Origin of the sequence: Caballeronia sp. LZ008 (genome assembly GCF_031451435.1) — a bacterium.
Lineage (GTDB): Bacteria > Pseudomonadota > Gammaproteobacteria > Burkholderiales > Burkholderiaceae > Caballeronia > Caballeronia zhejiangensis.
In genome coordinates, this window is the sequence record NZ_JARUXK010000004.1 from 1,303,001 (window position 1) to 1,318,038 (window position 15,038).

Annotated in this window: 14 protein-coding genes; 7 read left to right on the forward strand and 7 right to left on the reverse strand. The window is 64.2% G+C overall.

Going from position 1 to position 15,038, the window contains the following annotated elements:
* Position 1 precedes the first annotated feature (1 nt).
* Together QCE49_RS31015 and QCE49_RS31020 are read right to left on the reverse strand one after the other, a co-directional pair.
* On the reverse strand, positions 2-955 hold the full coding sequence (locus QCE49_RS31015) for an alpha-E domain-containing protein (protein WP_008352812.1): 954 nt from the start codon (positions 953-955) through the stop codon (positions 2-4).
* Position 956: 1 nt separating this feature from the next.
* Positions 957-2,363 (reverse strand): circularly permuted type 2 ATP-grasp protein, encoded by a 1,407-nt coding sequence (locus QCE49_RS31020; protein WP_250458049.1) that lies wholly within the window; start codon positions 2,361-2,363, stop codon positions 957-959.
* A 139-nt stretch (positions 2,364-2,502) separates the two neighbouring features.
* Between QCE49_RS31020 and QCE49_RS31025 the strand changes: the two genes are divergently transcribed.
* Positions 2,503-4,077 carry a 3'-5' exonuclease family protein gene (locus QCE49_RS31025; protein WP_250458036.1) on the forward strand — a complete coding sequence of 525 codons (1,575 nt, stop codon included), beginning with the start codon at positions 2,503-2,505 and terminating at the stop codon, positions 4,075-4,077.
* Here QCE49_RS31025 and QCE49_RS31030 read toward each other — a convergent pair.
* The gene (locus QCE49_RS31030) at positions 4,074-4,817 is read right to left on the reverse strand and encodes an SDR family oxidoreductase (protein WP_008352806.1); all 744 of its coding nucleotides are present in this window, start codon (positions 4,815-4,817) and stop codon (positions 4,074-4,076) included. The two genes, QCE49_RS31025 and QCE49_RS31030, sit on opposite strands and share 4 nt — an antisense overlap.
* A 121-nt stretch (positions 4,818-4,938) precedes the next feature.
* Between QCE49_RS31030 and QCE49_RS31035 the strand changes: the two genes are divergently transcribed.
* Entirely contained in the window at positions 4,939-5,841 is a 903-nt protein-coding gene (locus tag QCE49_RS31035) for a LysR family transcriptional regulator (RefSeq protein WP_033536698.1), read from the forward strand.
* Between the two features lie 141 nt (positions 5,842-5,982).
* Here the strand turns inward: QCE49_RS31035 and QCE49_RS31040 are convergent, their stop codons facing one another.
* The 3 genes from QCE49_RS31040 to QCE49_RS31050 all read right to left on the reverse strand — a co-directional run bounded on the left by QCE49_RS31040 (position 5,983) and on the right by QCE49_RS31050 (position 9,692).
* The gene (locus QCE49_RS31040; RefSeq protein WP_008352802.1) at positions 5,983-6,444 is read right to left on the reverse strand and encodes an HU family DNA-binding protein; all 462 of its coding nucleotides are present in this window, start codon (positions 6,442-6,444) and stop codon (positions 5,983-5,985) included.
* Between the two features lie 198 nt (positions 6,445-6,642).
* Positions 6,643-7,410 (reverse strand): endonuclease/exonuclease/phosphatase family protein, encoded by a 768-nt coding sequence (locus QCE49_RS31045; protein ID WP_008352800.1) that lies wholly within the window; start codon positions 7,408-7,410, stop codon positions 6,643-6,645.
* Entirely contained in the window at positions 7,407-9,692 is a 2,286-nt protein-coding gene (locus QCE49_RS31050; RefSeq protein ID WP_250436082.1) for a VTT domain-containing protein, read from the reverse strand. Before QCE49_RS31050 ends, QCE49_RS31045 begins: the two co-directional genes overlap by 4 nt.
* A gap of 134 nt (positions 9,693-9,826) precedes the next feature.
* Between QCE49_RS31050 and clcA the strand changes: the two genes are divergently transcribed.
* From clcA to QCE49_RS31075, 5 genes are all read left to right on the forward strand, one after another.
* A complete protein-coding gene (gene clcA / locus QCE49_RS31055) occupies positions 9,827-11,152 on the forward strand; it encodes a H(+)/Cl(-) exchange transporter ClcA (RefSeq protein WP_008352796.1) in 1,326 nt (441 codons plus the stop codon).
* Between the two features lie 68 nt (positions 11,153-11,220).
* Complete coding sequence (locus QCE49_RS31060) at positions 11,221-12,249, forward strand: aldo/keto reductase (RefSeq protein WP_250458037.1); 1,029 nt, start codon at positions 11,221-11,223, stop codon at positions 12,247-12,249.
* Between the two features lie 134 nt (positions 12,250-12,383).
* On the forward strand, positions 12,384-12,998 hold the full coding sequence (locus QCE49_RS31065) for a LysE family translocator (RefSeq protein WP_250458038.1): 615 nt from the start codon (positions 12,384-12,386) through the stop codon (positions 12,996-12,998).
* A 284-nt stretch (positions 12,999-13,282) separates the two neighbouring features.
* The gene (locus tag QCE49_RS31070) at positions 13,283-13,450 is read left to right on the forward strand and encodes a hypothetical protein (RefSeq protein ID WP_160172929.1); all 168 of its coding nucleotides are present in this window, start codon (positions 13,283-13,285) and stop codon (positions 13,448-13,450) included.
* A 220-nt stretch (positions 13,451-13,670) separates the two neighbouring features.
* On the forward strand, positions 13,671-13,832 hold the full coding sequence (locus QCE49_RS31075; RefSeq protein ID WP_008352793.1) for a DUF1328 family protein: 162 nt from the start codon (positions 13,671-13,673) through the stop codon (positions 13,830-13,832).
* A 68-nt stretch (positions 13,833-13,900) separates the two neighbouring features.
* On the opposite strand, the gene QCE49_RS31080 is transcribed toward QCE49_RS31075, so the two are convergent.
* On the reverse strand, positions 13,901-15,019 hold the full coding sequence (locus QCE49_RS31080) for a diguanylate cyclase (RefSeq protein ID WP_284504115.1): 1,119 nt from the start codon (positions 15,017-15,019) through the stop codon (positions 13,901-13,903).
* Between the last annotated feature and the right edge of the window lie 19 nt (positions 15,020-15,038).

Sequence of the window (15,038 nt, forward strand, 5' to 3'; positions counted from 1 at the left end):
TTCACGCGATCGGCAACATGAGGAAGGTGTGCATCACGCGCAGGCCGAGTTCGTCGACACGCTTGAGAAACTGCGTCAGCCACGCGTGCACGCCCGTTTCGAGTATCTGGCGGATGTCGGCATACAGCACATCGGCGCGCAGCTTGCCCGCGAAACGCTCGCATTCCTTCGACGCGTCCGTGCGCAATTTCGCGAGCGTGTCGCAGACGCCGTCGAGCGATGCCAGCAGCGAACGCGGCATCTGCTCGTTGAGGATCAGCAGTTCGACGACGCGCGCGGGCGTCACGACATCGCGATACACCTTGCGATAAATCTCCAGCGCCGACACGGAACTCAGTATCGACGTCCAGTAGTAGAAGTCTTCGAGCTGCCGCGCGGCTTCGCGCGAGTTCGGCGTGGCATCGGCGAAACGGACATCGAGAATGCGCGCCGTGTTGTCCGCGCGTTCGAGATACGCGCCGAGCTGCATGAAGAAAAACGCGTCGTCGCGCAGCGCGGTGCCCTGCATCACGCCGCGGCACAGATTCGAGCGGTACTTGACCCATTCGAACAGTGCATCCGGGCTCGTTTGCAGTTCCATGTTCGCGAGGCGCTGAGTGAATTCGAGCCAGGTGAAGTTGATCGTTTCCCAGCCGTCGGTGGTGAGCGTGCCGCGCACCGCGCGCGCATTTTCGCGCGTCGCCTGCAGGCACGAGAGGATGCTCGACGGATTGCGCGCATCGGCGACCATGAAGTGCAGCATGTCCTCGCGCGAGCGCGATCCCGGATGACGCGCGTCGAACATGTCTTCCAGCTCGGATATCTTCAGCACCGAACGCTGCGCGCGCGCTTCCTGCTCGGGCGTTTGCGGCAGGAGCGCGCCTTCCATGTTGATGTCGAGCATGCGCGCGGTGTTCTCGGCGCGCTCCATGTAACGCGCCATCCAGAACAGGTGATCGGCGGTTCGGCTCAGCATGTCATTCGACCATCCACGTATCTTTGGTCCCGCCGCCTTGCGACGAATTGACGACGAGCGAGCCTTCGCGCAGCGCGACGCGCGTGAGGCCGCCCGCGCACATCGACACTTCGCGGCCCGACAGCACGAACGGCCGCAAATCGATATGACGCGGCGCGATGCCCGCCTCGACGAAGGTCGGGCACGCGGAGAGCGCGAGCGTCGGCTGCGCGATATAGCCTTCGGGCCGCGCGAGCAGCAACGCGCGAAAGGTTTCGATTTCCTCTTGCGTCGATGCCGGCCCGACGAGCATGCCGTAGCCGCCCGCGCCGTGCACTTCCTTCACGACGAGCTCCGGCAGATGCGCGAGCGTGTACGCGAGATCGTCGGGCTTGCGGCACTGAAACGTCGGCACGTTGTTCAGGATCGGCTTCTCGCCGAGATAGAACTCGATCATGTCGGGCACGAACGGATAGATCGATTTGTCGTCGGCGATGCCGGTGCCCATCGCGTTCGCGAGCGTCACGCGCCCCGCGCGATACGACGTCAGCAAGCCCGGAATGCCGAGCGCCGAATCGGCGCGAAACGCGAGCGGATCCAGAAAGTCGTCGTCCACGCGGCGATAGATCACGTCGACGCGGCGCGGGCCGTGCGTCGTCCGCATGAAGACATAGTTGTCGTCGACGAAAAGATCCTTGCCCTCGACGAGTTCCACGCCCATCTGCTGCGCGAGGAAGGTGTGCTCGAAGTACGCCGAGTTGTACATGCCGGGCGTCAGCACGACGACCGCCGGATCGTCGACGCCTTCAGGCGCGATCGAACGCAATGTTTCCAGCAGCAGGTCGGGATAATGCGCGACCGGCGCGACGCGGTTCTGCACGAAGAGTTCGGGAAAGAGCCGCATCATCATCTTGCGGTTTTCGAGCATGTACGACACGCCCGACGGCACGCGCAAATTGTCTTCGAGCACGTAGAACTCGCCCGCCGCGCCGGCGCGCACCGCATCGACGCCCGCGATATGCGCGTAGACGTCGAGCGGCACGTCGACGCCCTGCATTTCCGGCCGATATTGCGCGTTCGTGTAGACCTGTTCGGCCGGAACGCGCCCGGCGAGCACGATGTCGCCGTCGTGGTAGATATCGTGCAGAAAGAGATTGAGCGCCTGCACGCGCTGCCGCAAACCGGCTTCGAGCACGCGCCATTCGTCGCCGGGAATGATGCGCGGAATCATGTCGAAGGGAATGAGCCGCTCGGTGCCGGACAGATCGCCATTCACCGCGAACGTGATGCCGACGCGCCGGAACAGCACGTCCGCTTCGGCGCGCTTTCTCGCGATGGTTTCGGGGCGCTGCTGCGCGAGCCAGCGTGAAAACCGCGCGTAGTGACTGCGCACGGTGTCGTCCTGACGCATTTCATCGTAGATCTGCATCATTGCGTCCTTCGTTTTTTTACCGCATTTCCTTGCAGTATCGGACGAAAGTGCGCGACGTGCGCCACTTTTTTAGCGCGCGTTCATGGTGCACGGCCGTTTCGCGCTAGACTGCCCGCTCAACGCTCAACGTTTCATCATGTCCGACGCTTTCGAAGACGAAGCCGATTCCCTCGCCGATGCCCTTCTCGCAGGACTCGCGCGCCCGATCGTTTTCGTCGATCTGGAAACCACCGGCTCGAACGCGACCGAGGACCGCATCACCGAAATCGGCGTCGTTGAAGCGAGCACGGCGGGCATCGAGCGCTGGAGCGTGCTCGTCGATCCGGGCGTGCCGGTCCCGCCGTTCATCGCGCGCCTGACCGGCATCGACGACGCCATGCTGCGCGGCCAGCCCACCTTCGAATCGCTCGCGCCCGCGCTCGCCGAGCGGCTGCACGGCAAGCTCTTCGTCGCGCACAACGCGCGCTTCGATTACGGCTTCCTCAAGAACGCCTTTCGCCGCGCGGGCATCGCGTTTCGCGCGGATACGCTGTGCACGGTGCGGCTGTCGCGCGCGCTCTTTCCATCGGTCGAAAGACATGGTCTCGATGCGCTCATCGCGCGGCTGAATCTGGCGCCCGAAGGACGCCATCGCGCGCTCGCCGACGCCGACCTGCTCTGGCAGTTCTGGCAGAAGATTCACGCGCTCTATTCGCAGGATCTCGTCGACGCAGCCATCAAAACGCTCGTGCGCCGCGCGAGCTTGCCCGCCGCGCTGCCCGAAGGCGCGCTCGATGCGTTGCCGTCGGCGCCCGGCGTCTATCTCTTTCACGGCGACGACGACGTGCCGCTCTATGTCGGCAAGAGCATCAACCTGAAACAACGCGTTGCGGCGCATTTTTCGGGCGATCACAGGCTTCAGAAGGACTTGTCGATCTCGCAGGCGATCCGTCGCATCGAATGCCGCGAGACGGTCGGAGAGCTCGGCGCGCTGCTGCTCGAAGCGAAGCTCGTGAAGGAGCTGAAGCCGACGCACAATCGCTTGCTCAAAGGCGCATCGGCAACGTGTGCGTGGCAGTGGCTACCGGGCGCGCACGCGCCGACGCTCGTGAAGGCGAACAAACGCGATCTGTCGCGCGAGGAACATCTCTTCGGCGTGTTCGCGTCGCGCGCGAAAGCGCATGCGTTCATGCGCCATCTGGCGGATGAACACAATCTCTGTCACGCGACGCTCGGCCTCGAAAAAGCGCCGCTTTCGCCGGGGCGCGGCTGCTTCGGCTATCAGGTGAAACGCTGCCTCGGGTCGTGTGCGGGAATCGAAACGCTCGCGGATCACGCCTCGCGTGCGCTCGATGCGCTCGAAGGCGCGCGCCTCGTGAAATGGCCGCACGAAGGGCCGATCGCCGTCTGCGAGCGCGATGAAGCATCGGGTCGCGAAGCGTGGCACGTAATCGATCGATGGTGCTATATCGGCACATGCGCGACACGCGACAGCATCGCGCCGCTGCTCTCCGACGCACCCGACCTACGCCCGTTCGACTCCGATGTGTACAGCCTGATCGCGAAGCGCCTCGCGCCGGAACAACTGCAATGGATCGCATGCGATGCGCGGCCTGCGTTCCAACTCGTCGTACAGGACGCGCCCGCGCGCGCCGCCGTCACACAGCAGACGAAACGCGCGACGACGAAGCGCCGCGCACCCGCCGACGACCAGTTCCCGCTGATGCTTTAAGCGATGCCGCCGTTCGCGCGCAGCACCTGCCCGTTGACCCAGCCCGCATCCGGCCCGACGAGAAACGCGACGATCGAGGCGATATCGTCCGGCTGACCGAGACGTTCGAGTGGCGGCATCTTCGAGAACGTGGCGATCTGCTCGTCGGTCTTGCCCTCGAGAAACAGCGACGTCGCCACCGGTCCGGGCGCGACCGCATTCACCGTGATGCCGCGTCCGCGCAACTCCTTCGCGAACACATGCGTGAACGATTCGACCGCCGACTTCGTCGCGTTGTAGATCGCGTAGCCCGGCATGTTGAGCGCGAGCGTCGTGCTCGAAAAGTTCACGATGCGCCCGCCGCCCTTCATGCGCGCCGCCGCTTCGCGCAGCGTGTTGAACGTGCCGCGCACGTTGATATCGAACGTCTGGTCGTAAAGCGCATCGCTCGTGTCGGCGAGCGGCGCGGTCTTCAGAACGCCCGCGTTGTTGACGAGCGCATCGACTTTGCCGAGCTGCGCTTCGACGGTCTCGAACATGTCGCGCACGTCGTCGGCTTTGGCGACATCCGCTTTTACGGCGATCGCCGTGTTTCCCGCTTCGCGCAATTGCACGACGAGCGCATCCGCTTCCTTCGCGCTCGACGCATAGTTCACCGCGACCGCGAAGCCGTCGCGTGCAAGACGCCGCGCGATCTCGGCGCCGATGCCGCGCGACGCGCCCGTGACGATCGCCACGCGTTTCGATTGAGTCTGACTCATGATGTGCTCCTCAAAGTGGCTGTTCGATGAGAAGCATGATGAATCATTCCGTTTTCGCGATCATCGTGCGTGGATTAGTATCATCGTTCCAGTAGCTTTAACAATTCACCGCCCATTCGCCATGGATCGATTCCAGGAAATGCAGGTCTTCGTGCGTATCGCGGAGCGGCACAGCTTCACGCAAGCGGCCGACGATCTGCAGATACCGCGCGCCACCGTCACTAATCTGATGAAGCGCATGGAAGAGCGGCTCGGCGCGCGCCTGCTCGAACGCACGACGCGCACGGTGCGCCTCACGCCCGATGGCGAAGAGCACTATCGGCGTTGCGTGCGTCTCATCGCCGATCTGGAAGAAGCGGAAGGCTCGTTCAAGCACGCGGAGCCGAAGGGTTTGTTGCGCGTGAATCTGCAAGGCACGCTCGCGCGGCATTTCATCATGCCGGGACTGCCCGCGTTTCTCGAGCGTCATGCGCAGATCGAACTGCATATCGGCGAGGACGACAGGCTCGTCGATCTCGTGCGCGAAGGCGTCGATTGCGTGCTGCGCGCGGGCATGTTGCAGGATTCGTCGATGATCGGCCGGCGCGTCGCGCTGCTCGAACAAGTCACAGTGGCGAGTCCCGCGTATCTCGCGCGTGAAGGCACGCCGGATGATCTCGAAGCGCTTGCATCGCATCGCGCGGTGAACTTCGTATCGAGCGCGACGGGTCGCGCATTGCCGCTGGAGTTCAGCGTCGACGGGCGTATCGAGACCATCGAATTGCAGGCGTCGGTTTCGGTGTCGGGCGTCGAACTCTATACGCAAGCCGCACTCGCCGGACTCGGCATCGTGCAGGTGCCGCGCTATCACGTCGACGATGCTTTGAACAATGGCCGTCTGCGACTCGTGCTTCCCAACCTTCCGCCACCACCGATGCCTATCTCCGTGCTGTATCCGCATAACCGGCAGCTCTCCGCGCGCGTACGGGTTTTCGCGGATTGGTTGAGCGAGATCTTCGCGCCTTTCAACGCGCGCGCGTCATAAGGAAAGCAAAAGCAAGGAACGCAAAAGCAAGGGACGAGAAAGCAAAAGAGGCCAGCATCCCAATGAAGGGAAGCTGGCCTCTTGTTCGACGCGCTTCGATTTCGCCAACGAAACCGAAGCCGTGATGCCGGCGAAAGAGACTTAAGCCGCTGCGTCCTTCAGCTTCTTCAGCGCGCGCGCCTTGATGCGAACGCTTGCCGGCTTGGCCGGGAACCAGCGCTCCTCGCCCGTGAACGGGTCCTTGCCGAAGCGCTTCTTCTTCGCGGCCACGGCTTGCGCGGTGATCTTCAGCAGGCCCGACAGCGTGAATTCGCCAGCGCCCTTCTTGTGGATCGAACCGAGGATGGTGTCTTCCAGCGCGACCAGCACGGCCTTCACCGCTTTCACGTCGACAGCGGCGCGATCTGCGAGATGCGTTGCGAGCGATGCCTTCGTGAACGTGTCCTTGATCGGCGTGGGAGCGCCGCTCGTGGTCTTCTTCGCGGCTACTTTCTTCGCGGCAACTTTCGGTGCTGCTGCTTTCTTCACCGGTGCGGCAGCGGTCTTCGCCGTGGCCTTCTTGGCCGGGGCTTTCTTGGCAGCGGTTTTAGCGGAAGTCGGCATGTTTCTCCTACCTGTTTTTGGTCAGTGATATTCGAATACGTTCGCACCGATGCGTTCGTATCACGCCGGATTCTACATAGGCCAAGCGAGTTCGTGCGAGTCTTTTGCGCTTTTATATCGTTTTTATAGGGGTTTTTCGTGGCGTCGCGCTGACACGCAAGTCATGGAGCCGCGTTTACATCGCATACGTCGCGCGCTTTATCGCTGCATCGACGATGCAAATGCGCGATGCGCGATATGCGCGATGAGCGGATAGTGATCCGATGCGATACGCGAAAGCGGCGTGCGATGCACATCGACACGCATGAGACGTTCGCCCGGATGCACCCAGATGCGATCGAGCGCGAAGAGCGGATAGCGCGTCGGAAAGGTGCGCAACGCACTCGCGCGATGAAAGTGCGTGACGAGCCGCCGCAACGTGCGGCCATAGACGAACCATTCGTTCAGATCGCCGAGCAGGATCACGGGCAGCGCGGGCGTATCGAAGCTTTGCAGCACTTGCTCCACTTGCGCGCGCCTTTCGCTCGATGCAAGCCCGAGATGCGTCGCGACCACACGCCAGAGTTCGCCGCCGCAATCGATGTCGGCATCGAGCGCGCCGCGCGGCTCGCGGCTCCTGAACGAAAGATCGAGCGTGCGGACCGCGCGCACCGGATAGCGCGTGAGCACTGCGTTGCCGTAACGCCGTTCGGGCGTGTCGAGCGTCGGGCCCGCGACCGCGTTCAGGTTCGTCATGCGTTGCAGCACGTCGAGCACATCGGGCGCGCCGCTGCCGCCGAGCGGCACTTCCTGCAGCGCGAAGATGTCCGCATCGATCTCGGCGAGCACTGCGCCGATGCGTTCCGGCGCGAACTTGCCGTCGATGCCTATCGCGCCATGCAAGTTGTATGTGGCGATGCGCAGCTCGCGTGCGCGCGCGTCCTTCATATATTCGCGTTCGATGACGGTCTCGTGCATCAGCGTCATGAGTTGACCTCGTCGGGGCGCTCGTTTTTCGTCGATGATTCGCGCGGCATCGTGCCGTTCTCGCGCAGTTCGCTCGCGCGTTTGGCTTCGTCGCTGGCGCGCGATTTGTCCGCATCGCTCGGTGCGCCTTCGTGCGCGTCGTGACGATTCTTGCCACCGAGAAAGCGCTGCAGCAGCAGCGACGCGCCGATCAGCGCCGCGCCGATGCCGATCAGCACCGCGAACGAGCCGACCGTCGGCCGATGCAGCGACGCGACGAACTGATGCGCGAACGCGACCGTCAGAAAGATGCCGGGGCCCATGCCGAGCATCGTGCCGATCATGAAGTCGCGCATGCGGATATGCGATGCGCCCGCCACGAGATTGACGATCGCAAATGGTGCAACGGGCAAGATCCGCAACACGACGACCGCGACGATGCCGCGCTTCGCCACGCGTTCGGACAGCCGGTTGACGCGCGCGCCCGCGAGCTTGCGCACCGCGTCACGGCCGAGCCAATTGCCAAGGGAATACGATATCGCCGCTGCAATCGTCGTGCCGATGAACGCATAAGCCGCGCCCCAGGACGCGCCGAAAACGATGCCCGTCGTCGCGATCAGCAACGTGATCGGCACGGCCATGACGGCCGCGATGACATAGCCGAGCACGATCCAGACCGGCGCGAGCGGCAGCGAATCGATATGGCGCGTCGCGTTCGTGAGCGACTTCAGGTTCACGTAATCGCCGAGCGGCGTCCAGTGCCACAGACCCGCGACGACCACGACCATCAGCGCGAACATGCCGAGCAGCGCGAAGCGGCCGATGAGCGGACGCGTCTTTTCCGCAGGCACGAACTGATCGACGAGTTCGTCGGCGGCGATCGGCGTTTCGGGATCGATCAGCGCCTCGGGCGGAATCAGCTGGTCGAGCTCCGTCGACACTTGCGGATCGAGCGGCACCATCGTGCGATGTTCGTCGCGGTCGCGCAACAGCGCCTGAATTCCCGCATTCGTGCCGTTGCGCGCCTCTCGTTCGCGCACCACATCCGCGATATCGCAACCGAGATGCTCGGCGAGCAGCGTGTCGCGCATCGTCGCGATCGCGCGGCGGATACGCGCATCCGCGCCCGCATCGATCGAGACGTTGCATTCGCTGTCGAGGACCATCGAGCGATTGTTCAGATTGGCCGAACCGACGATCAGCAATTCGTCGTCGACGATCATCAGCTTGCTGTGCACGTTGACGATCGCGTCGCCGAGCTTCGGCACGCTCGGGCACAGCAGCCGATAACGTCCATGCGCGTCGGCGTTTTTCAGAAGCCTGTGCAGGCGCGCGCGCAGCACGCCCATCGTCACTTCCTGAAGCCAGCCGCTCTGATTGCGCGGCACGACGATCGTGAGATCGGGTCCGTCCTCGCGCGCGAGCGAATCCGCGAGCGCCGCGCCGATCGTCCCCGAAGTGAAGTACTGGTTCTCGATATAGATGCTGCGCCGCGCCCGCGCGATGGCGTCGAGATACTGCGTGCGAATCTGCTGCACCGGTTCGCGGCCGAGATAATCCGGCTCGGTGAGCGAGATGGCGATATCGACATCTTCGAGATCGACGCGTCGCGAAGGCGGCCACGGATCGTTCTGCAGCGTCGCGCGATGCGCGCGAATCGCGAGGCGCTTGCCGCATGCGCGGGCCCATCGTTCGCGTGCGAGCTGGCCGATTTCGCGCGCGGCGTCGCCATCGAACATCGTGTGGACGTCGTGAAACGGCTGATATGCCGCGCCGTTCGCATCGCGGCGCAGCGGCTCGTCGGGCGCGTGCGCGGACGTGTCCCAGCGCGAGCGCGTGAGATCGAGTCCGCCGACGAATGCCACGCGATCATCGATCACGACGATCTTCTGATGCTGCGATCCGCCGAGCGGATGCTTGCCGTCCATCTGGAACGCGATGCGCCGGTGCGTGCGCCAGCCCATCTTGTAGACGGGCAGCCATTCGCGCTCGAATGCGTAGAGCATCGCGAAATCCCAAGCGAGAATGTAGATGCGCAACCGCCGCTTGTCGCCCGCGAGCGCGTGCAGAAAATCGCCGAGCGCTTCGGGATAGCCGTCGTCCGCGCCTTCGGGCGTGAGCTTCATGCGGCTATCGATATCCCAGCCGAGGATGAACACCGTGCGCTCCGCGCGCGTGAGCGCCTCGCGCAGCACGCGGAAATAATCGGCGCCATCGATGAGCAGACTGAAGCGATCTGCGTGACGCACGCTCGCGCAATTGCGCCCTGGCTGAAAAAACGGCTCGTCGTTTGCGTGGTTCATGTGCCTCTGTGTGCCTCTGCATACCCCGCGACGGGCTTCGCGGCGAAATAACTTTCGTTTTGCAAGCCCCATGCCCGCCGCGCCGCGCGATGTTACGCTTCGTTGCACATGCCGATTCCGGAGCGACATGCGCGATGAACGATAACGAAGTCACCAATCAGGACGATGAGCGCGCAGGACTCGTTCCGCTCGCGGCGGCATCGGTGGTCGTGGGGGCGGCGACGGGCGCGATCGGCGTGCTCTTTCGCTTCGCGCTCGAACGCGGCGATATCTGGCGCAACGCGTTCGTCGCGTGGGCGCACGCGGGCCACGATGCGGCGATCGTGCTCGTCGTGCTCGCGGCGACGGCGGCATCCGCGCTCGCCGCATGGCTCGTCGCGCGTTTCGCGCCGATGGCGAGCGGCAGCGGCATTCCACACGTCGAAGCGGTGCTGCACGGCAGCGTGCCGCCTGCGCCGCTCGTGCTCATCCCGATCAAGTTCGTGGGCGGCGTGCTCGCCATCGGCGCGGGGCTCGCGCTCGGCCGCGAAGGTCCGACCGTGCAGATGGGTGCATCGATCGCACATGCCATCGGCACGTCTTTCAGGCGCAATGCCGGCGATTGCCGTGTGCTGCTCGCGGCCGGCGCGGGCGCGGGGCTCGCCACGGCGTTCAATGCGCCGATCGCGGGCGCAGTGTTCGTGCTCGAAGAACTGATGCGCCGTTTCGATACCCGCACGGCGGTCGCGGCGCTCGGCGCATCCGCGAGCGCGATCGCGATGGCGCGTCTGCTGCATGGCGATCTGCCCGACTTTCATCTGCCCGCGCAGCCGTTTCCCGGCTTCGAGATGACCGGCGCGCATCTCGTGCTCGGCCTGTTGCTGGGGCTGCTCGGCGCGCTGTACAGCCGCGTGATTCTCTGGACGCTCGATGTCGCCGACTCGATCGCGCCGCCCGCATCGGTGAAACATGCGACGGCGCGCGCCGCCGTGGTCGGCGCGGCGGTCGGCCTGCTCGCGTGGTTCGCGCCGGCTCTCGCCGGCGGCGGCGATGCGCTGACCGAGCGCGCGCTGCTCGGCGCGGGAACCGTCGCGAGCGTGACGGCGATGTTCGCGTTGCGCTTCGTGCTCGGCCCGGTGTCGTATGCGGCGGGCACGCCAGGCGGCCTTTTCGCGCCGATGCTCGCGCTCGGCGCGCAGACGGGCCTCGTGTTCGGCCGCGTGTGTCTCGACTGGTTTCCCGGCATGGCGAGCCCCGCCGGCGACACCGCCACGTTCGCGGTGGTCGGCATGGCGGCGTTCTTCGTCGCGGTGGTGCGCGCGCCGGTGACGGGCATCGTGCTCGTCACGGAAATGACGGCGAGCTTCACGCTGCTTCTGCCGATGCTCACCGCCTGCTTCACCGCGATGATCGTGCCGATGCTCCTGCGCGTGCCGCCGATCTACGATTCGCTCGGCGAACGCGCGGCGCGGCATCGCTGACGCGGACGCTGCATGCGTCGAGCCGTTGCGGTAGTCTCGTCGATGGACTTCATCCACGAGGACACGCAATGGAATATCGACATCTCGGTGCTTCGGGCTTCAAGGTTCCCGTCCTGAGCTTCGGCACCGGCACTTTCGGCGGCAAGGGCGAACTCTTTCAGGCGTGGGGCGAGACCGACGTGAGCGAAGCGCGCAAGCTCGTCGACATCTGCCTCGACGCGGGCGTGACGATGTTCGACACCGCCGACATCTACTCGCGCGGCACGTCGGAATCGATACTCGGCGAGGCGCTCAAGGGCCGGCGCGACAAGGTCATCGTCTCGACCAAGGCGACCTTCCGCTTCGACGACAACGACCCGAACGCCGTCGGTTCGTCGCGCTTTCATCTCATCAAGGCCGTGAACGGGGCACTGGAACGCCTGCAAACGGATTACATCGACGTGTTCCAGTTGCATGGCTTCGATGCGAAAACGCCCGTCGAAGAGACGCTTTCCACGCTCGACGATCTCGTGCGCGCCGGAAAAATCCGCTATACGGGCGTGTCGAATTTCTCGGGCTGGCATTTGCAGAAATCGCTCGATGTGGCCGACCGTTACGGCTATCCGCGCTATGTCGCGAATCAGACTTACTACTCGCTGATCGGCCGCGATTACGAATGGGAGCTGATGCCGCTCGGCATCGATCAGGGCGTCGGCGCGATCGTCTGGAGCCCGCTCGGCTGGGGACGCCTCACCGGCAAGATTCGGCGCGGCCAGCCGCTGCCCGCGACGAGCCGTCTGCACAAAACCGCCGACATGGGGCCGCCGGTGCCGGACGAATATCTGTACCGCGTCGTCGATGCGCTCGACGCCATCGCCGAGGAAACCGGCAAGAGCGTGCCGCAGATCGCGCTCAACTGGCTGCTGCAGCGCCCCACGGTCGCGACCGTGCTGATCGGCGCGCGCAACGAGGAGCAACTGCGGCAGAACCTCGGCGCGGTCGGCTGGAACCTCACGGCGGAACAGGTGAAGAAGCTCGATGAGGCGAGCGCGGTGCGGCCCGCGTATCCGTACTGGCATCAACAGGGATTCGCGGAACGCAATCCGTTCCCCGTGTAAGGAGGTTGGCTGGGCGCGACGGCCCGTCGCGTCCGGACACCGTACAGGAAGTCACCTGACAATCTGTACCGGTACTGTACCGGACACCTTCCGTACACTTGGCGCTCATCGAATCCTTCATTGCGGAGCGCGCCATGCCCACCGAACTTCTGAACGCCCTTCCAGCCGCCGCGCTGTTCGCGCTGGTGACGACCATCACGCCCGGTCCCAACAACACGATGCTGCTCGCCTCGGGCGTCAATTTCGGGTTGAGGCGCACGCTGCCGCACATGCTCGGCATCAGCGCGGGCATGGCGATCCTGATGATCGCGGTCGGCCTCGGGCTCGCGCAGGCGTTCGAGCGTCTGCCGATCCTCTACACGGTGCTGGAAGCGGCGAGCGTCGCGTATCTGCTGTATCTGGCGTGGAAGATCGGCACGTCGTCGTCGGTGCAGATGCGCGACAGCAAGGCGCGCCCGATGCGCTTTCACGAAGCGATCGCGTTCCAGTGGATCAATCCCAAAGCGTGGATGATGGTGCTCACCGCCGCGAGCACGATCCACCTGCACGCGAGTCTTTCGCTGAACGCCGCGCTGATGGCCGTCGTGCTCGTCGTGATCGGCTTGCCGTGCATCACGATGTGGGCCGCGTTCGGCACGTCGCTGCGCCGCTTTCTCGCGGATCCGCGCCGGTTGCGCATGTTCAACATCACGATGGCCGCCTTGCTCGTGTTGTCGCTGTATCCGATCGTCGCCCATTTTTTCGCTTGATGCGCGATCCGAAACACGCGCGTCGTCTTTGCCTCGACGCGCGTCCCGGTGCATACTGGCCTTACGCGCCGGCACGCAAAATCTGCCGTCCTGCTTGCAAGATTGGGACTGCGTTTCTTTATCGTCAGCACGGTCTGTTCACCTTTCCGCCCGAACGATCCTCAACTGATCCTTAAGCGATCCTTTAAGGCGGACTATTCAGCCCGGCGCGTACAAGCCTTGCTAGTCCGTTGGTTCGCGCCGAATCGTCGGCGCGGCTTTGAAATCTGTTCAAGGAGTACGCCATGTCTGGAGCCAATCGCCCGTCCGGTCCCGCCACGCGCAAATCCCTCGACCTAGCCGATCAGATCGAACGCGATGAACTGGAGAACAACCTGCCGGATGCGCTCAACAGCGTCGACGACGAAGACGACGACGATGAAACCGACTCCGATCGCACACTAGGCCGTTAGCCTCGACAGCCGGACACATCGCGCGAAGGCAAGCGCGATCCGCGACGCCGCAATGTTCCTTTCATTGCGGCGTTTTTGCATCTCCGGCACGCGGGCGATGCGCTGGGCACGTCCGTTGCTTTGAACGATGCGCGGGAAAACCGATGAGCGAAAGCGGCGGCATCGATCCGCCTGCATATCGACCGATCAACCGATCATCCGATCCACCAAGGAGGGCAACATGCTCCGTTACGCTGTCATCTTCTTCATCATCGCGATCATCGCGGCCGTCTTCGGCTTCGGCGGAATCGCAACGGGCGCGGCGGAAATCGCCAAGATCCTGTTCTTCATCTTTATCGTGATCTTTCTGGCGACCTTGCTGCTCGGCGTGTTCAGGCGATGACGCCATTCACGCAGCACACGCCGTAAAGCAAAACGCGCGGGCTTCGACGAAGGCCGCGCGTTTTTTCGTCAGGTGACGATCACCCGGTTCTTCCCGTCTCTCTTCGCGCGATACAGCGCGAGATCGGCGGCTTCGACGAGCTGCTTCGACGCATCGTCGTGCATCGCCATCTGTATCGCGCCGCCGACGCTGATCGTCACGCGCCCGCTCGACGAACCCGCATGCGGCACGTCCAGCGCCTCGACCGCGATGCGTATTTTCTCGCCGAGCAGACGCAAGCCCGGCGCCGATGTCGAGAGCAGCACGACCGCGAATTCCTCGCCGCCGAAGCGCGCGGCGAGATCGGTCGGACTGGCGAGACTCGATTCGATCGTATGCGCGACGAGCTTCAGCACATCGTCGCCGGCGACGTGGCCATACGTGTCGTTGTACGACTTGAAGTTATCGACATCGATCATCAGAAAGCCGATGGACGCATGCTCGCGAGCGGCGCGCCGCCATTCCGCGTTCAGATAATCGTCGAGACGGCGGCGATTCGACAAACCCGTCAGCCCGTCCGAATGCGTCAGGCGCTGCAATTCCAGATTCGTTTCGAGCAGCTTCTGCTGCGACTGACGCAGCGCGCGATACGCTTCGTCGCGTTGCAGCAGGTTCTGATACGAACGCGAGTGATAGCGCACGCGCGCGACGAGCTCGATGGTATCGGGCAGCTTCACGAGATAGTCGTTCGCGCCCGCCGCGAATGCCGCGCTCTTGATGCGCGGCTCTTCCTTCGTCGAGAGCACGATGATCGGGATATCGCGCGTCGCCGGATGCTCGCGGTACTGACGCACGAGCGTCAGGCCATCGACGCCGGGCATCACGAGATCCTGCAGGATCACCGTCGGCCGCGTTTCCTGCGCGGTGCGCAACGCCTCTTCCGGATTCGCGCAGTAATGCAGATCGACGTTGCGCTCTTCGGCGAGCGCGCGGCGCAACGCTTCCGCGATGATCCCCTGATCGTCGACGAGCAGCACCATCACCGGCAACTCGGCGGCGGGCGGCGCGTTCAATGCGGCGGCGAGCAGATCGGACACGGCGCGCTCGTCCGCGATTGCACGCGAGCCCGCGCGCTCGATGCTCGCCGACGCGGCGGCCGCGGCCCGTTTCGCGCGCTCGGCCAGCGGATCGGGATGAGGAGTTTTCATGAAACGCGTGTCCTTGGTT

Bases quoted from the DNA above. Each gene is read 5' to 3' on its own strand.
- QCE49_RS31050 (WP_250436082.1), bottom strand. From the start codon at position 9,692: ATGAACCACGCAAACGACGAGCCGTTTTTTCAGCCAGGGCGCAATTGC.
- QCE49_RS31060 (WP_250458037.1), top strand. From the start codon at position 11,221: ATGGAATATCGACATCTCGGTGCTTCGGGCTTCAAGGTTCCCGTCCTG.
- QCE49_RS31020 (WP_250458049.1), bottom strand. From the start codon at position 2,363: ATGCAGATCTACGATGAAATGCGTCAGGACGACACCGTGCGCAGTCAC.
- clcA (WP_008352796.1), top strand. From the start codon at position 9,827: ATGAACGATAACGAAGTCACCAATCAGGACGATGAGCGCGCAGGACTC.
- QCE49_RS31080 (WP_284504115.1), bottom strand. From the start codon at position 15,019: ATGAAAACTCCTCATCCCGATCCGCTGGCCGAGCGCGCGAAACGGGCC.
- QCE49_RS31035 (WP_033536698.1), top strand. From the start codon at position 4,939: ATGGATCGATTCCAGGAAATGCAGGTCTTCGTGCGTATCGCGGAGCGG.
- QCE49_RS31070 (WP_160172929.1), top strand. From the start codon at position 13,283: ATGTCTGGAGCCAATCGCCCGTCCGGTCCCGCCACGCGCAAATCCCTC.
- QCE49_RS31075 (WP_008352793.1), top strand. From the start codon at position 13,671: ATGCTCCGTTACGCTGTCATCTTCTTCATCATCGCGATCATCGCGGCC.
- QCE49_RS31045 (WP_008352800.1), bottom strand. From the start codon at position 7,410: ATGACGCTGATGCACGAGACCGTCATCGAACGCGAATATATGAAGGAC.
- QCE49_RS31015 (WP_008352812.1), bottom strand. From the start codon at position 955: ATGCTGAGCCGAACCGCCGATCACCTGTTCTGGATGGCGCGTTACATG.
- QCE49_RS31065 (WP_250458038.1), top strand. From the start codon at position 12,384: ATGCCCACCGAACTTCTGAACGCCCTTCCAGCCGCCGCGCTGTTCGCG.
- QCE49_RS31040 (WP_008352802.1), bottom strand. From the start codon at position 6,444: ATGCCGACTTCCGCTAAAACCGCTGCCAAGAAAGCCCCGGCCAAGAAG.
- QCE49_RS31025 (WP_250458036.1), top strand. From the start codon at position 2,503: ATGTCCGACGCTTTCGAAGACGAAGCCGATTCCCTCGCCGATGCCCTT.
- QCE49_RS31030 (WP_008352806.1), bottom strand. From the start codon at position 4,817: ATGAGTCAGACTCAATCGAAACGCGTGGCGATCGTCACGGGCGCGTCG.